15 protein-coding genes and 1 pseudogene are annotated in these 16839 nt (G+C 69.4%); 12 read left to right on the forward strand and 4 right to left on the reverse strand.

The features are described from left to right. Positions 1 to 108, forward strand: a pseudogene (locus ABFX81_RS19505) (IS5/IS1182 family transposase); the annotation flags it as partial. A gap of 285 nt (positions 109 to 393) precedes the next feature. Next, positions 394 to 993: a hypothetical protein gene (locus tag ABFX81_RS19510; RefSeq protein ID WP_346138390.1), complete on the forward strand. Its 600-nt coding sequence runs from the start codon at positions 394 to 396 to the stop codon at positions 991 to 993. A gap of 61 nt (positions 994 to 1054) precedes the next feature. Here ABFX81_RS19510 and ABFX81_RS19515 read toward each other — a convergent pair whose 3' ends face one another. Beyond that, entirely contained in the window at positions 1055 to 2065 is a 1011-nt protein-coding gene (locus ABFX81_RS19515; protein ID WP_086855151.1) for a glycoside hydrolase family 3 N-terminal domain-containing protein, read from the reverse strand. Between the two features lie 188 nt (positions 2066 to 2253). Between ABFX81_RS19515 and ABFX81_RS19520 the strand changes: the two genes are divergently transcribed. Both ABFX81_RS19520 and ABFX81_RS19525 read left to right on the forward strand, forming a co-directional pair. Further along, positions 2254 to 2982: an NAD(P)H-binding protein gene (locus tag ABFX81_RS19520; protein WP_086855150.1), complete on the forward strand. Its 729-nt coding sequence runs from the start codon at positions 2254 to 2256 to the stop codon at positions 2980 to 2982. Positions 2983 to 3047: 65 nt separating this feature from the next. Then, positions 3048 to 4082, forward strand: a complete 1035-nt coding sequence (locus ABFX81_RS19525; RefSeq protein WP_346138597.1) for a LacI family DNA-binding transcriptional regulator — start codon at positions 3048 to 3050, stop codon at positions 4080 to 4082. 26 nt (positions 4083 to 4108) lie between these two features. Here ABFX81_RS19525 and ABFX81_RS19530 read toward each other — a convergent pair whose 3' ends face one another. Continuing rightward, on the reverse strand, positions 4109 to 4564 hold the full coding sequence (locus ABFX81_RS19530; RefSeq protein WP_346138391.1) for a hypothetical protein: 456 nt from the start codon (positions 4562 to 4564) through the stop codon (positions 4109 to 4111). 170 nt (positions 4565 to 4734) lie between these two features. Between ABFX81_RS19530 and ABFX81_RS19535 the strand changes: the two genes are divergently transcribed. The 6 genes from ABFX81_RS19535 (at position 4735) to ABFX81_RS19560 (ending at position 13618) form a co-directional block, all read left to right on the forward strand. Beyond that, positions 4735 to 5940 (forward strand): family 1 glycosylhydrolase, encoded by a 1206-nt coding sequence (locus ABFX81_RS19535; RefSeq protein ID WP_086855148.1) that lies wholly within the window; start codon positions 4735 to 4737, stop codon positions 5938 to 5940. 26 nt (positions 5941 to 5966) lie between these two features. Beyond that, complete coding sequence (locus ABFX81_RS19540; protein ID WP_346138392.1) at positions 5967 to 6785, forward strand: SDR family NAD(P)-dependent oxidoreductase; 819 nt, start codon at positions 5967 to 5969, stop codon at positions 6783 to 6785. 90 nt (positions 6786 to 6875) lie between these two features. Next, positions 6876 to 8726 (forward strand): beta-glucuronidase, encoded by a 1851-nt coding sequence (gene uidA, locus ABFX81_RS19545; protein ID WP_086855468.1) that lies wholly within the window; start codon positions 6876 to 6878, stop codon positions 8724 to 8726. Positions 8727 to 8831: 105 nt separating this feature from the next. Further along, the gene (locus tag ABFX81_RS19550) at positions 8832 to 10214 is read left to right on the forward strand and encodes an MFS transporter (protein ID WP_086855469.1); all 1383 of its coding nucleotides are present in this window, start codon (positions 8832 to 8834) and stop codon (positions 10212 to 10214) included. A 64-nt stretch (positions 10215 to 10278) separates the two neighbouring features. Then, a complete protein-coding gene (locus ABFX81_RS19555; RefSeq protein ID WP_086855470.1) occupies positions 10279 to 12939 on the forward strand; it encodes a family 78 glycoside hydrolase catalytic domain in 2661 nt (886 codons plus the stop codon). A 67-nt stretch (positions 12940 to 13006) separates the two neighbouring features. Continuing rightward, complete coding sequence (locus ABFX81_RS19560; protein ID WP_086855471.1) at positions 13007 to 13618, forward strand: TetR family transcriptional regulator; 612 nt, start codon at positions 13007 to 13009, stop codon at positions 13616 to 13618. A gap of 75 nt (positions 13619 to 13693) precedes the next feature. On the opposite strand, the gene ABFX81_RS19565 is transcribed toward ABFX81_RS19560, so the two are convergent. Continuing rightward, on the reverse strand, positions 13694 to 14488 hold the full coding sequence (locus ABFX81_RS19565) for an SDR family NAD(P)-dependent oxidoreductase (RefSeq protein ID WP_086855472.1): 795 nt from the start codon (positions 14486 to 14488) through the stop codon (positions 13694 to 13696). 71 nt (positions 14489 to 14559) lie between these two features. On the opposite strand from ABFX81_RS19565, the gene ABFX81_RS19570 reads away from it, so the two are divergent. Then, the gene (locus ABFX81_RS19570; RefSeq protein ID WP_086855473.1) at positions 14560 to 15015 is read left to right on the forward strand and encodes a MarR family transcriptional regulator; all 456 of its coding nucleotides are present in this window, start codon (positions 14560 to 14562) and stop codon (positions 15013 to 15015) included. A gap of 186 nt (positions 15016 to 15201) precedes the next feature. Here ABFX81_RS19570 and ABFX81_RS19575 read toward each other — a convergent pair whose 3' ends face one another. Continuing rightward, positions 15202 to 15897 (reverse strand): TetR/AcrR family transcriptional regulator, encoded by a 696-nt coding sequence (locus ABFX81_RS19575; protein ID WP_346138393.1) that lies wholly within the window; start codon positions 15895 to 15897, stop codon positions 15202 to 15204. A 138-nt stretch (positions 15898 to 16035) separates the two neighbouring features. On the opposite strand from ABFX81_RS19575, the gene ABFX81_RS19580 reads away from it, so the two are divergent. Next, positions 16036 to 16818 carry an alpha/beta fold hydrolase gene (locus ABFX81_RS19580; protein WP_346138394.1) on the forward strand — a complete coding sequence of 261 codons (783 nt, stop codon included), beginning with the start codon at positions 16036 to 16038 and terminating at the stop codon, positions 16816 to 16818. Positions 16819 to 16839: the final 21 nt, after the last annotated feature.

Below are 16839 nucleotides of genomic sequence, written 5' to 3' on the forward strand. Positions count from 1 at the left end.
AACAGGCTCAAGCAGTCACGGGCCGTGGCTACCCGATACGACAAGCGCGGCTACGTCTTCCTCGGCACTGCCACTGCGGCGGCCCTCGTCATCTGGCTCCGTACATGATCGGCCGGACAAGTCCTAGCTGGCGCCTGGACCGGTCGCGGCCGACTCGCTTCAGCGTCCCGCCTACACGGCGAGCTCGCTATCAGGTACCGAGCTCCTGGCGGCGCTGACGGAGCTTGGCGGACAGGGAACGCAACGCCCCGACCAGTCCGCTTCCTCTGATTGCTGGTGAGTGGATGGTAGGTCGAAGTCGATGGCGAATACGACGGGGGATCCGCCGAATCCGAGCGTCATCGGCTCCTTGAGCCGTTGTCAGGGCTACCGGCGCCCAGTAGTGTTCCGCTCATGGACGCTGGGGGAATAAAGCAGAAAGCAGGCAGTGTGAACGTCCTGACGTTCACACTGCCTCCGCTTTTCGGCATACTTATCTGGGGTGGCGTCTATGCCGCGGCCCGGGGGGTCTGGAACGCGGGCTACGGGAACTGCGGGGTGCGAGGATATCCGGAATGCCCGACCGGAACGGGGTTCGGCGTTCTCTCAATATTCCTCGTCGGGTTCGCCGTGATCGCTTACCTGGCGTCCTCGGTGAGCGCGTCGAGCAGGGGCGGACTGATACACCTTCTTGCGGTGCCGGTAGGCGCACTTGTCGTCTGGCTACGTGTAACCGTCACAGGGATCGCAAACTACCACGGAGATGTGAATGTGATCTTCCTTATGGTTTGCCTCACCATAACCGCATACCTTTTCGGATATCTTTTCCTGAGCAAGGTGGTCGTCGGTGATCGCGCGACGCGATGCGCATCGCTGAGGCGCTTTCGAACCGAGAACAAGAAGTATGAACCCCCGCGGAATCCGGCAGAGTTCAGAATCTTCTTCACCGTCTTACTGGTGGATCTTCTGAGCATCGCGGCTGGTATCTGGTTGTTCTCGTATCCGTTCTCATGATGACGTTCCTCATGCCGACAGGGGACTTGATGCGCGACGGGAACGGGCTCCCAAACTGAACTCACACGCGCTTGGCCGCTTCGGCAGTCTTGCGCACATGCTGTGCGGCACGCGCGACGGCTTGTCCGAACGCGGGATCGTCTCCAGACCGCGCGGCGATCGCTTCCGCCAGGGCGATGACCTCAACCCCGCCAGGCAGGAGCAGCAGCTCCGCTCCGGCCTCGATGCTTGCGAAGACCGTATCGACAAGACTGCGGCCATGCGTGGTGCTCGGTGCGTCGAGGTCATCGCTGATGATCAGGCCGTTGAATGCGAGCGACCGGCGCAGAAGGTCGACCGTGGTCGTCGATGTGGCCGCCGGCTCGCCGGCGTCCAGAGCCTCAACGACCGCAGGGCCGAGCATGACTGCTCCCACCCCGGCCTCGATGGCCCGACGGAAGGGGACGAGGTCACCTTCGTCGGTTACCTGGGCCGCCAGAACGGTGTCTTCGAGCGCAGGGTCGAGATCGAGCTGCGGGAAGCCGGGAAAATGCTTGGCGACAGCCACCACGCCCCCTTCCTGCACACCGGTCACGACGGCGGCCGCGATCCTGCCCACCTCTTCGGGCTTCAGCGCGAGTGAACGACCCTCGAGCCACGGATTGGCCCCGGTCAAGATGTCGAGTACAGGCGCTAGGAACATGTTCACTCCGAGACCCGCCGCGGCGGTCGCCACCGCCTTCGAGGACGCACGGATCTCCTCGTCGGAGAGCTGCGGCAGCAGCCTGGGCTCGGGGTAGGAGGGGACGAGTCCATGCAGTCGCTGGATACCCCACGGTTCCTGGTCGACCGCCACGAGAACAGGCGCCCCCGCCAGGTCTTCGACCTCGGTGACGAACCGGGTGAAGTCGACGGCCGTTTCAGTGGCGCGACGCCGGGCGCTCATCCTCCGCGCCACGTACTCTTCGCGGCTCTCACCGGGCAACACGGCGACGGTCCCGCGCTCCAGGAGCGTGCGGAGCCAGGGACTCACGGACAACTCACTGACAACCGGCAGGAGTACCGCATGCGCATCGCGGGTGTGCTGGCTCATGACGCCTTCCTCCAGAGTTGGTGATACGAATAACCACGGACGTTCGCATACGTCGTCGAGGCCGTCAAGCTCCGAACCGGTGGTACGGAATGGGAGGGGCGATCAGGATGTTGGGAGCGAACGACCCCAGGCACGTTCTGAGGCAGGGACACGCGAAGTCACCTCGTTGGAGGGAAGGGAGCACTCGGATGAACGTGTTCGTCATCGGGATCACGGGCAAGATCGGCCGCCTGCTGATGCAGGAGCTTCTCTCCAGGGGGGATGCCGTTCACGGGCTCGTGCGCCGCGATGAACAGCGGGCGGACCTTGCCGCGCACGGAGTCGATGCGGTGGTCGGGGATCTGGCCGGCATGTCCGTGGAGGAGCTGGCGGAGGCGTTCGGGGACGTTGACGCCATCGTGTTCACTGCCGGATCCAACGGCGGATCCAGGGAGTTCACGAAGGCAGTTGACGGTGATGGCTTCGTCAAGGCGATCGAGGCTGCCCGTCGCGCGGGGGTTGTCCGCCTCGCGCATGTCTCGGTGTTCCCGGAGGCCTGGCGTGAACGTGATCTGGGTGACGAGGTCGAGTACTACTTCGCCGTGAAGAAGGAAGCAGACATGGCACTCAGCCGCAGTGATCTGGACTGGCTGATCATTCGCCCGTCATTGCTTGTCGACGATCCTGGACTGGGCACGATTTCACTGGGGCCGGCAGAGTTCCATGGCCAGGTGGCCCGCGCCGATGTCGCCGAAACCATCGCCGAGCTGCTGCACGAGCCTGGCATCGGCCGGCAGATCCTCGAACTCAATACCGGATCCACTCCGATCCGAGATGCCGTCAAAGCCAACGCCCATCGACGTCAGCCCGACGCAGGGCAGGTGCATGCGGCCCCCGTGCCGTTGCGACGCAACCAGGGCGTCGGCGGGAAAAATTAGGATGGGACCGTCGGGCGACCGGGGCCCGCACCATCGTCGGAGGGCGGGACAGCGCGTTGGTCACCATGAAGGACGTAGCACGCGCCGCGGGCGTCTCGCAGGCGACGGTGTCGTACGTCTACAACAACCTGGGCAGGGTCTCCGAAGCACAGCGTGAGCATGTCTACGCCGTGGCCGCCCAGCTCGGATACGCCGGACCGAACGCCGTGGGCAGCAGCCTGCGCTCAGGGCGAGTGGGCGCGGTCGGTGTCGTCGTCATGGACTCGGTGGTCGATGCCCTGGAAGATCCTTCGACGATCCTGCTGATGAAGGGAATCGCCGAGGTCGGCGACCTGGAGGGCGTGGCCCTGACGCTTCTGACCGCCGGCGAGGACGTAAGGACCTCCAAAGCGCTGCGGGGTCTGGTCGACGGGATCGTCCTGCACAACATGCCCGAGGAACATCCCCTGGCCGGGGTGTTGGCGACTTCGGGCATTCCTGCGGTGGCAGTGGACTCACCGCGGGGCAGCGGCCTGCCGTACGTAGGCATCGATGACCGGCGTGGCGCCCGGCTGCAGATGGAACACCTGCTGGAGCTCGGCCACCGCCGGGTGGGCATTCTCGTCGACAAGCTGTTCACCCATGGCGATGGCGGCCTGGTGAGCCTTGCCCAGGCGCGCAGGGCGACTGAGCGCAACGCGAGGGAGCGGCTGGCCGGTCACTTCAAAGCCTGGCGTGACGCCGGCCTGGAGCTGTCCGACCTGCGGATCGTGGACGCGGCGGGGATCGACGAGGTGGCGGGCGCTCGCGCGGCCCTGACCCTGTTCGACGATGCCGAGGTGACGGCGGTTGTCGCGCTGTCCGATGTGCACGCGGCGGCCGCGATGCGTGTTGCGCGGGACCGCGGAATGTCAGTGCCAGGTGATGTCTCGGTGATCGGTTACGACGACGCGCCCGTGGCCGCTCTGACGGACCTGTCCACGATCCATCAGCCGATCGTGGAGAAGGGCCGGCAGGCCGCGGGCATGCTGTTGGACCGCATCGCCGGGGGCAGCCGCAAGCGGACGCTGCTGCGGACGAAGCTGGTGAAGCGGGGCTCCACGGCCGCACCGCGCATGTGAAGCCGTTGCGGCCGGCGTCGGCCGGGTCATGGCCCCCGGCTGACGGATGATGTCGACGGCGCCGTGCGACTTCCCCCGTTCACCCGTCTGACCGGAGCGATGTGCGCCGCGCCGGCGCGAGGCAGCCGGTAACACGTGCGCACGCAGTCGGGCAGGAACACGGGAAGGCGCAGCTCGTCCAGTCCCACAGCCAGGGCAGACGTCCTGGCCCACCGGTCGCTCAGTGCCCGGGCGACCAGCGCGGCGACCGGCAGCAACGCCGGCGGCAGCCAGGGCTCCACTGTGGCCAGTGTGCTGGCTCCGCCGGTGAACACCACGCCGGGTGCGGGGAGTTGGCCCGGGGTGAGGGCGTAGAAGAACCCCAGTGGCTCCCCGTCGGCATCGCCGTCGCGGCCAGGTCCCCGCTGCGTCGGCCCGGCCATGCGGGCGGGTGCGCTGCGGGCGTGTCCGCCGAAGACGCGCACACGTAACTCGGCCAGCACCCGGTAAGCCAGCTGGACGAGAAGCCCTACACCTGACGAAGCGTCACCAGATAACGCTCTGATCACGAAGCCGAACCGCGGTCTTCCCACCCTTGCGATCCCGGTCTACGTTCCCTCGAAAACCAACCACGTGGTAACAGTTGGCCGACAAGCAGGAAAGGCAGTCGACGATGACCGAGTTCGCTCCGGGATTCCTCTGGGGAGCCTCCACGGCACCGCACCAGATCGAAGGCAACAACCTCAACAGCGACTTCTGGGCGAGTGAGGGGCGCATGCCGGGCATGGAGCGCAGTGGTGACGCCTGCGACAGCTACCACCGGTACCGCGAGGACATGACGCTGCTCGCCGACGCCGGGCTCGACTCCTACCGCTTCGGCGTCGAGTGGGCACGGATCGAGCCGGTCCCCGGGATGATCTCGCGGGCCGAACTGGCCCACTACCGGCGCATGATCGAAACGGCCTTCGAGCTGGGTCTGACGCCGGTCGTGACCCTGCACCACTTCACCAGCCCGCTCTGGTTCGCCCAGGAGGGCGGCTGGCTCGGCGACCGTGCCGTCGAGCGGTTCCGGGCGTACGCCGAGGCGGTCGCCCCGATCCTCGACGGCGTCGAGTGGGTCGTCACCATGAACGAGCCGAACATGCTGGCCATCATGATCGGCATGGCACGGGCGCTGCAGGACGACCCGCACGCGGCTGACGCGTGGCTGAGCCCCACCGTCGACAACGAGGGCCCGCGGCCGAAGACTCCGGCCCCGGACGTGAAGATCGGTGAGCGGCTGGTCGAGGCGCACCACGCCGTCCGCGAGGTGCTGCGCGAGCGCACCGGCGCGAAGGTCGGCTGGACGGTCGCCAACCGCGCCTTCGTCGCCCGCCCGGGGGCAGAGGAGAAGAAGCGGGAGCTGGAGTACATCTGGGAGGACCTCTACCTGGAGGGATCGCGCGGCGACGACTTCGTGGGCGTGCAGTCGTACTCCAGCCAGTGGGTCGGCCCGGACGGTGTCGAGCCGCACCCGCAGCACCCGGACAACACCCTCGTGGGCACCGCCTACCGGCCCGACGCCCTGAGCATCGCCGTGCGGCACACCGCCGAGGTCACCGGCGGCATGCCGATCCTGGTCACCGAGAACGGCATCGCCACCCGTGACGACACCCGCCGGATCGCCTACACGGACGAGGCGCTGAAGCACCTCAGGGCGGCGATCGCCGACGGTGCCGACGTACGCGGCTATCTGCACTGGAGCTTGCTGGACAACTACGAGTGGGGGCACTGGGAGCCGACGTTCGGCCTCATCGAGGTCGACCGCGAGACCTTCGAGCGCCGCCCCAAGCCCAGCCTCGCCTGGCTGGGCGAGACCGCCCGCCGCCTGCGCGGCTGACGGCCCCGCCGCCGGAAGGACGCACTGTGCAGGTATCCGTACCGGACGTCTCGTCCCGGTCCCTGGCCGAACTGATCTCCCTGTCCGGACGACGGGCCGTCGTGACCGGTGCCGGCCGCGGTCTCGGCCGGGCCATCGCCCGGCGCCTGGCCGAAGCGGGCGCGGACGTACTCGTCGCCGACATCGAACCAGAGCTCGCCGCCACCGCCGCCGAGGGCCTGAACGCCCTCCGCCCGGGCTGTGCGGTGGCCGCTCATGTGGACGTCTCCGACGCCGGCAGCGTCATCGCGGCCGCCGACCTCGCCGTCCGGGAACTGGGCGGACTCGACATCTGGGTCAACAACGCCGGGATCTTCCCCAGTGTCCCCGCACTTGAGATGTCCGACACGACCTGGGACGAGGTGTTCGCCGTCAACACGCGCGGCGTCTTCCTCGGGTCCCGGGAGGCCGCCCGCCGGATGCGCGAGGGCGGGGGCGTCATCGTCAACGTCGTCTCCACGGCCGGGTTCCGGGGGACGGCCCCAGGGCTCGCCGCCTACGTCGGTTCCAAGCACGCCGCACGGGGGGTCACCCGGCAACTCGCCCTGGAATTCGCCCCGTTCGGCATCCGCGTACTGGGCGTCGCGCCGACGTACGTGCCGACCGAGGGGAACATGGCCGCTGCCACCGCGGCCGCCGGGGATCCCGCGGCCGCCGGGGACATCGTCTCCGTGATGCGGCCGAGCCGGCTCGGTCGTCTCGGCGTACCCGACGACATCGCCCGGGTGGTGCTGTTCTGCGCGAGCGATCTCTCGGCCTTCATGACGGGGAGCACGCTCCTGGCCGACGCCGGAGAAACGATTTAGCCCCGTCCGCCCCACCCCCTCCACTCCCCCGCCGCCCTGCCCACCCCTGGCCCCCTCTGGCCACTGTCCGCAACGACGCGTAGGAGCCCCATGCTCTCCCCCCGTACCAGCCCGACCCGCGACATCGTCAGCCTCGACGGCCTCTGGCGATTCGCCCTCGGCACCCGCGCCGGTGCCGACCCGTGGACGTCACGGCTCACCTCGTCGCTCGAAGCCCCCGTCCCCGCCAGCTACAACGACCTGTTCGTGGACGCGGAGATCCGTGACCACGTCGGCGTCGCCTGGTACCAGCGCGACGTGCGGGTGCCGCGCGGCTGGGCGGGAGAGCGGGTGGTCCTCCGCTTCGGCTCCGTCACCCATGCGGCACAGGTGTACGTGGACGACCGTCTGGTGGCCGAACATGTCGGCGGTTACACGCCGTTCGAGGCGGACCTGACCGGGATCGTGCGCCCCGGCGCCGAGTTCCGGCTGACGGTCGGCGTCGACAACCGGCTGACGAACGAGACGATCCCGCCGGGCACCGTCACCACAGGCTCCGACGGCCGCGAACGCCAGTCCTACCTGCACGACTTCTACAACTACGCGGGCATCGCCCGCCCGGTCCGGCTGTGCAGCACACCGCTGACCTTCATCGAGGACGTCACGGTCGTCACCGGACGGGACGGCGCCGCCGGCATCGTCGACTACCGCGTGGAGACCGGCGGCGAGACCGCGGAGGCGACGGCCGTCCGAGTGCGCGGGGTCGACGAGGCGGGCCGGACCGTGGCGGAGGCGTACGGCCCCGAGGGGACCTTCCGCATCGAGGACGTCACCCTCTGGCAGCCCGGCGCCGCCTACCTCTACGACCTCGTGGTGGAGCTGCTCGCCGAGGACCGGGCCGGTGCGGGAGAACTCGTCGACAGCTACACCCAGCCCTTCGGCGTCCGCACCGTCGAGGTGCGCGGCACCCGGTTCCTCATCAACGGCGAACCGTTCTACTTCACCGGTTTCGGCAAGCACGAGGACACCCCCGTCCGGGGCAAGGGCCACGACGACGCCTACCTCGTCCACGACTTCCAGCTCATGGAGTGGACCGGCGCCAACTCCTTCCGCACCTCGCACTACCCGTACGCCGAGGAGGTGCTCGACTTCGCCGACCGGCACGGCATCGTCGTCATCGACGAGACCGCCGCCGTCGGCCTCAACCTGGGCGTCATGGGCGGCCTCACCGGCGCCGCACCGACCCCGACCTTCGCGCCGGAGAACTTCGGCGGGGTCACCGGCGAGGTGCACGCACAGCACCTGCGGGAGCTCATCGAGCGGGACAAGAACCACCCGAGCGTGGTGATGTGGTGCCTCGCCAACGAACCGGCCTCCAACGAGGACGGCGCCCGCGAGTACTTCGAACCTCTGGTCGAACTGGCCCGCAAGCTCGACCCGACCCGCCCCCTCACCTACGCGGCGGTCATGTTCGCCACGCCGCAGAACGACCTGATCGGCGACCTGTTCGACGTCCTCAGCATCAACCGCTACTACGGCTGGTACCTGTTCACCGGCGACCTCGCGACCGCCGAGCAGTACCTGGAGGAGGACCTGCGCGGCTGGGCCCGGCGCTTCGGCAAGCCGGTGATGATGTCCGAGTACGGCGCCGACACCCAGCCCGGCCTGCACTCCGTCTGGGACACCCCGTGGAGCGAGGAGTACCAGAGCGACTACCTCGCCATGTACCACCGTGTCTTCGACCGCCTCCCCGAGTTCGTCGGCGAACACGTCTGGAACTTCGCCGACTTCCAGACCTCCAACGGCATCCACCGCGTCGACGGCAACAAGAAGGGTGTCTTCACCCGCGACCGCAGGCCGAAGACCGCCGCGTTCTCGCTCCGCCGCCGCTGGCGCGGCCTGGACGGGCGCAAGCCCGGTCTCTCGGACGGGTGTGAGCCCGGTGCCACAACGGACGACTGACGCCAGCGACTGAAACGTTCCAATCGGCGGCCTCTCCACGACCGCGCATGCCGTCCCTCCGCCAACTGCCGCGCCACCTGGCATTCATGAGACGAAGGAGTCCTCATGCCTCAGAACGACCGTGACATCAGTGTGGCCGGGCCCCCGCCGACCGAGCCGGCGAAGGGCGACGGTGCGGAGCCGACCCGGGGGGCCGAGGTCTTCGGGGAGGAACCGGCCGAGACCCCCGGCCCCGAGATCGAGGCCCCGCCGCTGGAGAGGGTCAGCGGCAGTTACCTCGCCTGGATCATGATCGCCAGCTTCGGGGCCTCCCTGGCCCTGATGGTTCCTCTCTCCTACTCGCTGGCCGTGCGGATCGACGACCTCGCTCCCGGACGCGAGGAACTGCTCGGATACGTCACCGGATCCGCCCAGTTCGTCTATCTGGTCCTCAGCCCGCTGATCGGCTTCTGGAGCGACCGGATGCGCTCCCGCCTGGGCCGCAGGACACCGTTCATGTACGTCGGCACGGTCATCGGCCTGGCCGGGCTCCTGGGGATCGCCGTCGCACCGACCGTCTTCCTGGTGGGCCTGGCGTGGGTCGTGGGCATGGTCGGCTGGTCCACGGTCGGGCAGGCCATCCAGAACGTCCAGGCCGACCGCGTGCCCGAGGAGCAGCGCGGACGCGTCTCGGCGGTGACCAGTGTCATGACCCATATCGCGCCGGTGATCGGCATCGGCATCGCGTACACGGTGGCCTCCAGCACGCTGCTGGTGTTCCTGGTCCCGGGTGTCATCGGAGCGGTGATGCTGTTGCTGTTCCCGGTGCTCAAGCCCGAGGGCGACTCCCGCGCACTCGTCCGCACCAGCGAGGTGAGCCTGAAGGGCCTGGTCGCCAGCTACGGGTTCAACCCGCGGAAGTACCCCGACTTCGGCTGGAACTGGCTCGGCCGCTTCGTCTTCTTCATGGGCCTGTACTTCAACACCACCTTCGGGACCTTCTTCTACGCCCAGCGGCTCGACATGCCCGTCAAGGAGGTCGCCGGCGTCGTGGCGGCGATCGGGATCCTCGGGGTGCTCGCGGCGACCGGCGGCGCCATCGGGGGCGGCTTCCTCTCCGACAAGCTCGGCCGGCGCAAGCTGTTCACCGTGATCGGCTCCGCGATCTTCGTCGCCGGGGCCGTCGCCGAGGCGTTCGCCCATTCGCTGCCCCAACTGGTCGTCGGAGCGGTGCTGATGCAGGTCGCCATCGCGATGTTCAGCGCAGTCGACCAGGCGATCGTGTTCGCCGTCCTCCCGGACCGGGCCCAGGCCGGCCGCTATCTCGCGGTGGTCGCGTTCGCGCAGAAGATCCCCAGCGCCCTCGCCCCGCTCATCGCACCGCTCGTCATCACCGTCGGTGTCACGGGCGGAGAGGAGAAGAACTACACGCTGCTCTACCTGAGCGGCGCGGTGCTCGCGCTCCTCGGCGGGCTGATCATCAAGTTCAAGGTCAAGTCGGTCCGGTAGCGGGCAGGCGGCCGCCGGCCGCAGTGAGAACAGCAGAGTTCGACGAGTTCCCAGAAGGCAGAGCATGAACAACGCACCGTATGACCTGCGCATCGACAGCGGAGGCGACCAGTTCACCGTGTCGGGCCCCGCACCCCGGCTGTCGTGGAAGCCGCCGTCGGACGCGGAACGCCCGACGGGACACGAGCTGGAATGCACAGTCGACGGCGAGGAGCGGCCCGCGGTACGGGTCGCGTCCGGCCGGCACCGGTTCCTCCCCTGGCCGTGGGCGGCTCTGAGCAGTGGCCGGCAGGTGTCCTGGCGTGTCCGGGCCGTCGGCGCGGGAGGGCCGTCGCCGTGGTCGCAGTGGAACGCGTTCGAGGTCGGCCTCCTCGACGAGGACTGGCGGGCGCGCTGGATATCACCGGCCGAATCCGGCGACCCCGGCTACGGCAAACGACCGGCTCACACCCTGACGACCCGGTTCGAGGCACGGGCCGGGGTGCGCTCGGCCCGGCTGTACGCGACGGCGCTCGGCGTGTACGAGGCGTACGTGAACGGTGAGCGCGCCGGTACCGCCGAACTGTCCCCCGGCTCCACCTCGTACGACCGCACGCTCTACGCCCAGGCGTACGACGTCACGTCCGCCGTCGAGGCGGGCGGCAATCTTGTCGAGATCGTCCTCTCCGACGGCTGGTACCGGGGCCAGGTCGGCGCGTTCCGTCTGCCGGCCGGCTGGGGGGCGGTGCTCGGCGCACGTGCCGAACTGCACGTCGTGTACGAGGACGACTCACGCCAGGTCGTGCGCAGCGACGAGACCTGGACGAGCACCCGGTCGGCCATCACCCGGGCCGACCTCATGGACGGGCAGACCACCGACTTCCGCGCCGGGCCGGACGCCGAACAGCCGGTCCTCGTCGATCAGGTCGAGGCACCCGCGATCGACTGGTCGCCGGCACCACCCGTGCGCGTCGTCGAAACGCGTCCGGCCGAGACGGTCAGGCAACTGCGGGACGGCCTCTGGATCGCCGACTTCGGCCAGAACGCCTCCGGCTGGATCGCTCTGGACGACCTGGGCCCGGTCGGCACCCGCACCGTCGTCGACCACGGCGAACACGTCGGTGCCGACGGCGACCTGACGACCACCCACCTGGACTCCACGCGTCCCGGCGAGGACCCGATCCTCTTCGTGCAGCGCGACGAGGCCGTCTCGGCGGGCCGGGGTGAGGCGTTCGAGCCACGTCACACCGTGCACGGCTTCCGGTACGCGCGCATCCGCCGCGACGGCGCCCCGCTCCACCCGGCGAGCGTCACGATGCGCGTCGTCCACACGGACCTGCGCCGCACCGGCACCTTCGCGTGCAGCGACGACGACCTCAATCGCCTGCACGAGATCGCCGACTGGAGCTTCCGCGGCAACGCCGTCGACGTGCCCACGGACTGCCCGACCCGCGAACGGCTCGCCTGGACCGGCGACTACCAGGTCTTCGCACCGACCGCCACGCGCCTGTACGACGTCCTCGGCTTCAGCCGCAAATGGCTCCGCTCGGTCCGCGACGACCAGCTGCCCGACGGCCGGATCGCCAATTTCTCGCCCGACGGCCGCCGCATCAAGCACCACCTCGACGACCAGTTCGCCATGATGACCGGCTCGGCAGGCTGGGGCGACGCGATCGTCGCCGTCCCCTGGGAGCTGTACCGGTCCTATGGTGACCGGGAGGTCCTCGCCGAGAACTGGGAGGCGATGGTCCGCTGGGTCGAATGGGCGCTCAAGACCGCCCGCACCGCCCGCCACCAGTCCCGGATCGAGCGCTCGGCCCAGCCGCTCCCCCACGAGCGGTACATCTGGGACGGCTCGTTCCACTGGGGCGAGTGGACCGAGCCGAGGGCGAAGGCGGCCGACGGCACCCGCATCGACCCGATCCGGACCGACCCGGTCGCCTGGTTCATGGCGGACAAGGGCGAGATCGGCACGGCGTTCCTGTACCGCTCGACGTCGACCCTCGCCGACGTCGCAAGGGTGCTGGGCCGCACCGAGGACGCGGCCCGCTACACCGAGACCGCCGAGCGCGTCCGGGACGCGTGGCGCACCGAGTTCCTCACTCCCGAGGGACGCACCACCGGCGACACCCAGGCCGCCTACGTACGGGCACTCTCCCTCGGGCTCGTCCCCGACGAGCTGCGCCCGGCCGCCGCCGCCCGCCTCGTCGAACTGATCCGGGCCGCCCACACCCACCTCGGCACCGGCTTCCTCGCCACCGGCGACCTGCTCCCCGTGCTCTGCGACACCGGCCACGACGACACCGCCTACGAGCTTCTCCTGCGGCGCACCGCACCGTCCTGGCTGTACATGCTCGACCGCGGCGCGACGACCATCTGGGAGGACTGGGAGGGCATCGACGACAACGGTGACGCCCACGACTCCCTGAACCACTACAGCAAGGGTGCCGTGATCCGCTTCCTGCACACCCACACGCTGGGACTGCGCCAGGCGCCGGAGTCGGTCGCCTGGGAGTCCGTCGAGGTCGCGCCCGTCCCCCACCCGTCGCTGTCGTGGGCCCGGGGCACGCACGAGTCCCCGCAGGGCACGATCACCGTCGAGTGGCGGACGAGCGGCGACGAGCTGACCCTCACGGTCGACGTACCTCCCGGCACCACCGCACGCGTCGTCTTCCCCGACGGCACCACCGAGGCCACCACGACAGGTGTCTTCAGGCGGACGAAGCAAATTCCGACCGTATGGTAATTTTTGAAAGGTCAATCACTGCGCAGGACTTGTCGGGACCGGCTTCGCCGGGGAGAGTGAGCGCACCGTGGGTCAGGCAACAGCGCGCGGGCCGTACGCCAAGACACCGGCCCGCCGAGCGGAGATCGTACGGGCGGCCCGCGACAGTTTCGCCGAGAACGGCTACGCCAAGGCCTCCCTGCGGGACATCGCGGAGCGGGCGGGCATCACCCATGCCGGACTCCTCCACCACTTCCGCAACAAGGACGAGATCCTTGCAGCAGTGCTCGCCGAGCGGGATTCCGAGGAGTGGCAGCACGGCGCGGCACAGGTCGACGGTCTCGACCAGCTCGCGCCCTACCTGGGTGAGCTCATCCGTCACCACCAGAAGGCCCCTGAGCTCATGCGCCTGTGGATCGAGCTCGCCGCCGCGGCGTCACGCACGGATCATCCCGCCCACGCCTACTTCGTCGAGCGCTACGAACGCGGGCGCACGCAGTTCGCCGAAGGCTTCCTCGACCAGGCGGCCCGCGGCCGGCTGCGCGAGGGAGTCAGCCCCGAGAGCGCCGCGGCTCTCTTCCATGCCGTGCTCAACGGCCTCCAGTTGCAGTGGGTCCTCGACCAGGACCTCGACATCATCGGACCGCTCAACGACTTCGTACGCCTGCTTCTCGACCGGGACGACGGAGACGAGGGGTAGGCGGAGCGTCACCGGACACCGCGCGTCGGCCGTGAAGACTTCCGGTGACCTGACCTGACCGGCGTGCGGTACGTCTCAGGAGTTGGGCTTCCTGTCGTACCGAGCCGCGAGGACCGGCCGATTGCCGCCGGTGACCAGGGCGGTCTCGGCAGCGAGCAGGGCGTCCAGGGCGGCGTCCTGGTCCTCCAGGCCAGGAGCGCAGACGGTTTCGCCGAGGCGCAGTCCGGTCAGGCTGGCCGAAGCCACGTCCTCCGGCGACATCGCCCAGGGGATGCTGCGGCCGGCACCGCTGTTCCAGTCCGTGGCCACGACGCCGGGGCACACCACCTGGACACGGACCGGCGTGTCGGCGAGTTCACCGGCGAGCGTGCGGGTGAATCCCAGGGTGGCGGCCTTCGCGGCGACGTACAGGGTACGCCGGGGCGCTCGCGGGTCCGTGCTGCCCGCGCTGAAGGCGAGGAGCGAGGCGACGGTGAGGATCGCGCCTTCGCCTGCCGCGAGCATTCCGGGCAGCGCCGCGCGCACGAGCCGGATGGGGGCGACGGCGTTGAGGGTGAGCAGGTGATCGATGTCGGCCGGGTCGACCTCGGCGAGCGGGGCGTACCCGCCGGCGCCGGCGTTGCTGATCAGCATACGTACGTCCCCGGCGGCCAGGCGCTCGGTGACAGCGGCGATGCCCTCGCGGGTGGCGAGGTCGGCGGGCAGCACCTCGACGGCCGCCCCGCGGTCGCGGAGTTCGTCGGCGAGGTCGCCGAGCCGGTCGGCGCGCCGCGCCACCAGGACGAGGTCGTGGTCGTCCGCCAGGAGACGGGCGTAGGCGGCGCCGATGCCGGAGGAGGCACCGGTGATCAGGGCAAGGGTGCGAGTCATGGGACCAGTGTCATCAAGTGCTGGTCTAGTGTCAAACGTTTAATAGTAGTGAAGTGTCGTACCCTTCACCCGTGACACGACACGACGACGATCCGGTCGGACCCAACGCGCTGGACCGGGTGACCTGGGCACTGCGCCGCGCGGAGCTGGCGGTTCAGACACTCAAGGAGCAGCGACTGCGCCCGCTGGGCATGGCGGCGGCGCACTACACGCTGCTGATCTCGGTGCACGCCGAACCGGGGCTGACCGGCGCCGAGCTGGCCCGGCGCCTCAACGTCACCCCCCAGGCCATCGCCTCACTGGTGGCGCGACTGGAGAGCCGCGGACAGTTGGAGCGACGCGAGCATCCGCGTCACCGGCACGTGCAGGAGCTGCACCTCACCGACGCCGGACGGGAAGCACTGCGCGCCGGCGACGCGGTGATCGCCGACATCGAACGCCACATCGCCGAGAGCCTCGGAACGGACGAAACGGCGCGACTGCGGGCACTGCTGGACCAGGTGAACAAGGCCGTCCGCGACGCTTGAGCCGCACTCTCCGGTCGCAACAGCCGGCGCCACCCGTCAAGTTGTGCGTCGCCTACGTCATGGGCACCGGGAAGTCCCGAGTTGCACTATGCCGGAGCCAAGGCCTCTCGGTGACCTCGACCGTCACCGGCGCCTTCTCCGGCGTGGCCAAAGGTGAGCGGGGTTTGGTGCGTCGAGCCGCAAGGCCTAGCTCTGGTCGGTCGTGGGCCAGGCCCGCATCGCCGACTCCGCCACCTTCTCCAGCACCTCCCGAGAGGCACCGTCGCACGCCTGCTGGTTCATACCCTGGATGACGGACGCGTAAAAAGCCGCAAGGCCTTCCGCGTCCGTGTCTCCAGGCAGGCGCCCCGCATCGACGTCTTGGCGGATACGGGCGGCGATGGCCGCCTTCGAGGCCTCCCGCATGTCGCGGAGTTCCGCCTTCACATCCTGCGAACCCGGTCCGCAGTTCGCAGCGGCCGAGATGATCGGGCAGCCCGGGGGATGCCGGGGATCGGTGTAGTCGGCCGCGAAATGCCGCAGCATGGCCTCGATCGACGAGCGCGCGTCCTGGCCCTCGGCCGAGGGGGCTGTGGCGGTGGTGCGCTGATACAGGCGCACCGCCTCGCCGAACAACTGCCGTTTGTCACCGAACGCCGCGTACAGGCTGGGCGGATTGATCCCCATCGCCTTGGTGAGCGAGGCGATGGAGGTGGACTCGTACCCGTAGGTCCAGAACTCCCTGAGCGCCGCGGCCAGGGCCTCCTCCCGGTCGAAGGCGCGACGGGTCCGCGTCGCAGGGGGCCTGCCCGGCGGGGCGGCGGGCGAGTCGCCGCCTTCTCCGCTCGCGCCCGTGCCGCGCCGCCTGCGGCTCTGCCGTTCCTTCTCCCCGCTCTCCGTCACCTGCGCAGTCTAACCCGCCATCTTTAGCGAACGCTAAAGCAGCACTGCTACAGTCACACCATGCGCCAGCTTTAGCGATCGCTAAAGCTGGCGCGATCGAGCACCCATGCCCACGTTCCGCGCATCAAGGATCCAGCCATGACCACCACAGTCCCCGCCCCCTACGCCCGCACCGTCCACGGCTCGGGCCCCGGCCTCCTCCTCGCCCACGGTGCCGGCGGCAGCATCGAGGCCAACTACGGCCCGATCATCGAAGGGATCGCCGCCCGGCACACCGTGGTCGGCGTCGACTATCCGGGCTCCGGCGACACCCCCACCGCGCAGGGCACACTGGAACTCGACGAGCTGGCGGACCAGTTGGTCGCGGCTGCGGATGCCGAAGGGCTCGACACGTTCGCCGTCTCCGGGTACTCCCTCGGTGGCCCGGTCGCCATCCGCATCGCCGCCCGCCACCCGGAACGGGTCACCTCGCTCGTACTGAGCGCCACGTTCGCCCGCCTGGACACCCGCACGGAGCTGGCCGCCGACGTCTGGCACCAGCTCTTCACCTCCGGGCAGTCCCGGTTGCTCGCCCAGTACCTGACCCAACTGGCCCTCAGCGCCCCCGCCCTGAACTCCCTCACCCCCGCCCAGGCCCGCGCCGCCGCCGAGCAGACGGCCCTGGCCGTACCGCCGGGCACCGGCGCCCAGGTCGACCTGGTCCGCCGGGTCGACGTACGTGACGACCTCGCCGCGATCACCGTCCCGACCCTCGTCGTCGTCACCACCGCCGATTCCCTCGTCCCCGCCACCTTGCAGCACGAGCTGGCCGCCGCCGTCCCCGGCGCTCGGATCGCCGAACTGCCCACCGGGCACCTCCCGTTCGTCGAGCGGCCCACGGAATGGCTGGAGCTCATCACCCAATTCCTCGGTCGTCAGTAGGTGACGAGCCGCAGGACTACG

It is taken from the genome of Streptomyces coeruleofuscus (assembly GCF_039532725.1).
Taxonomy (GTDB): domain Bacteria; phylum Actinomycetota; class Actinomycetes; order Streptomycetales; family Streptomycetaceae; genus Streptomyces; species Streptomyces coeruleofuscus.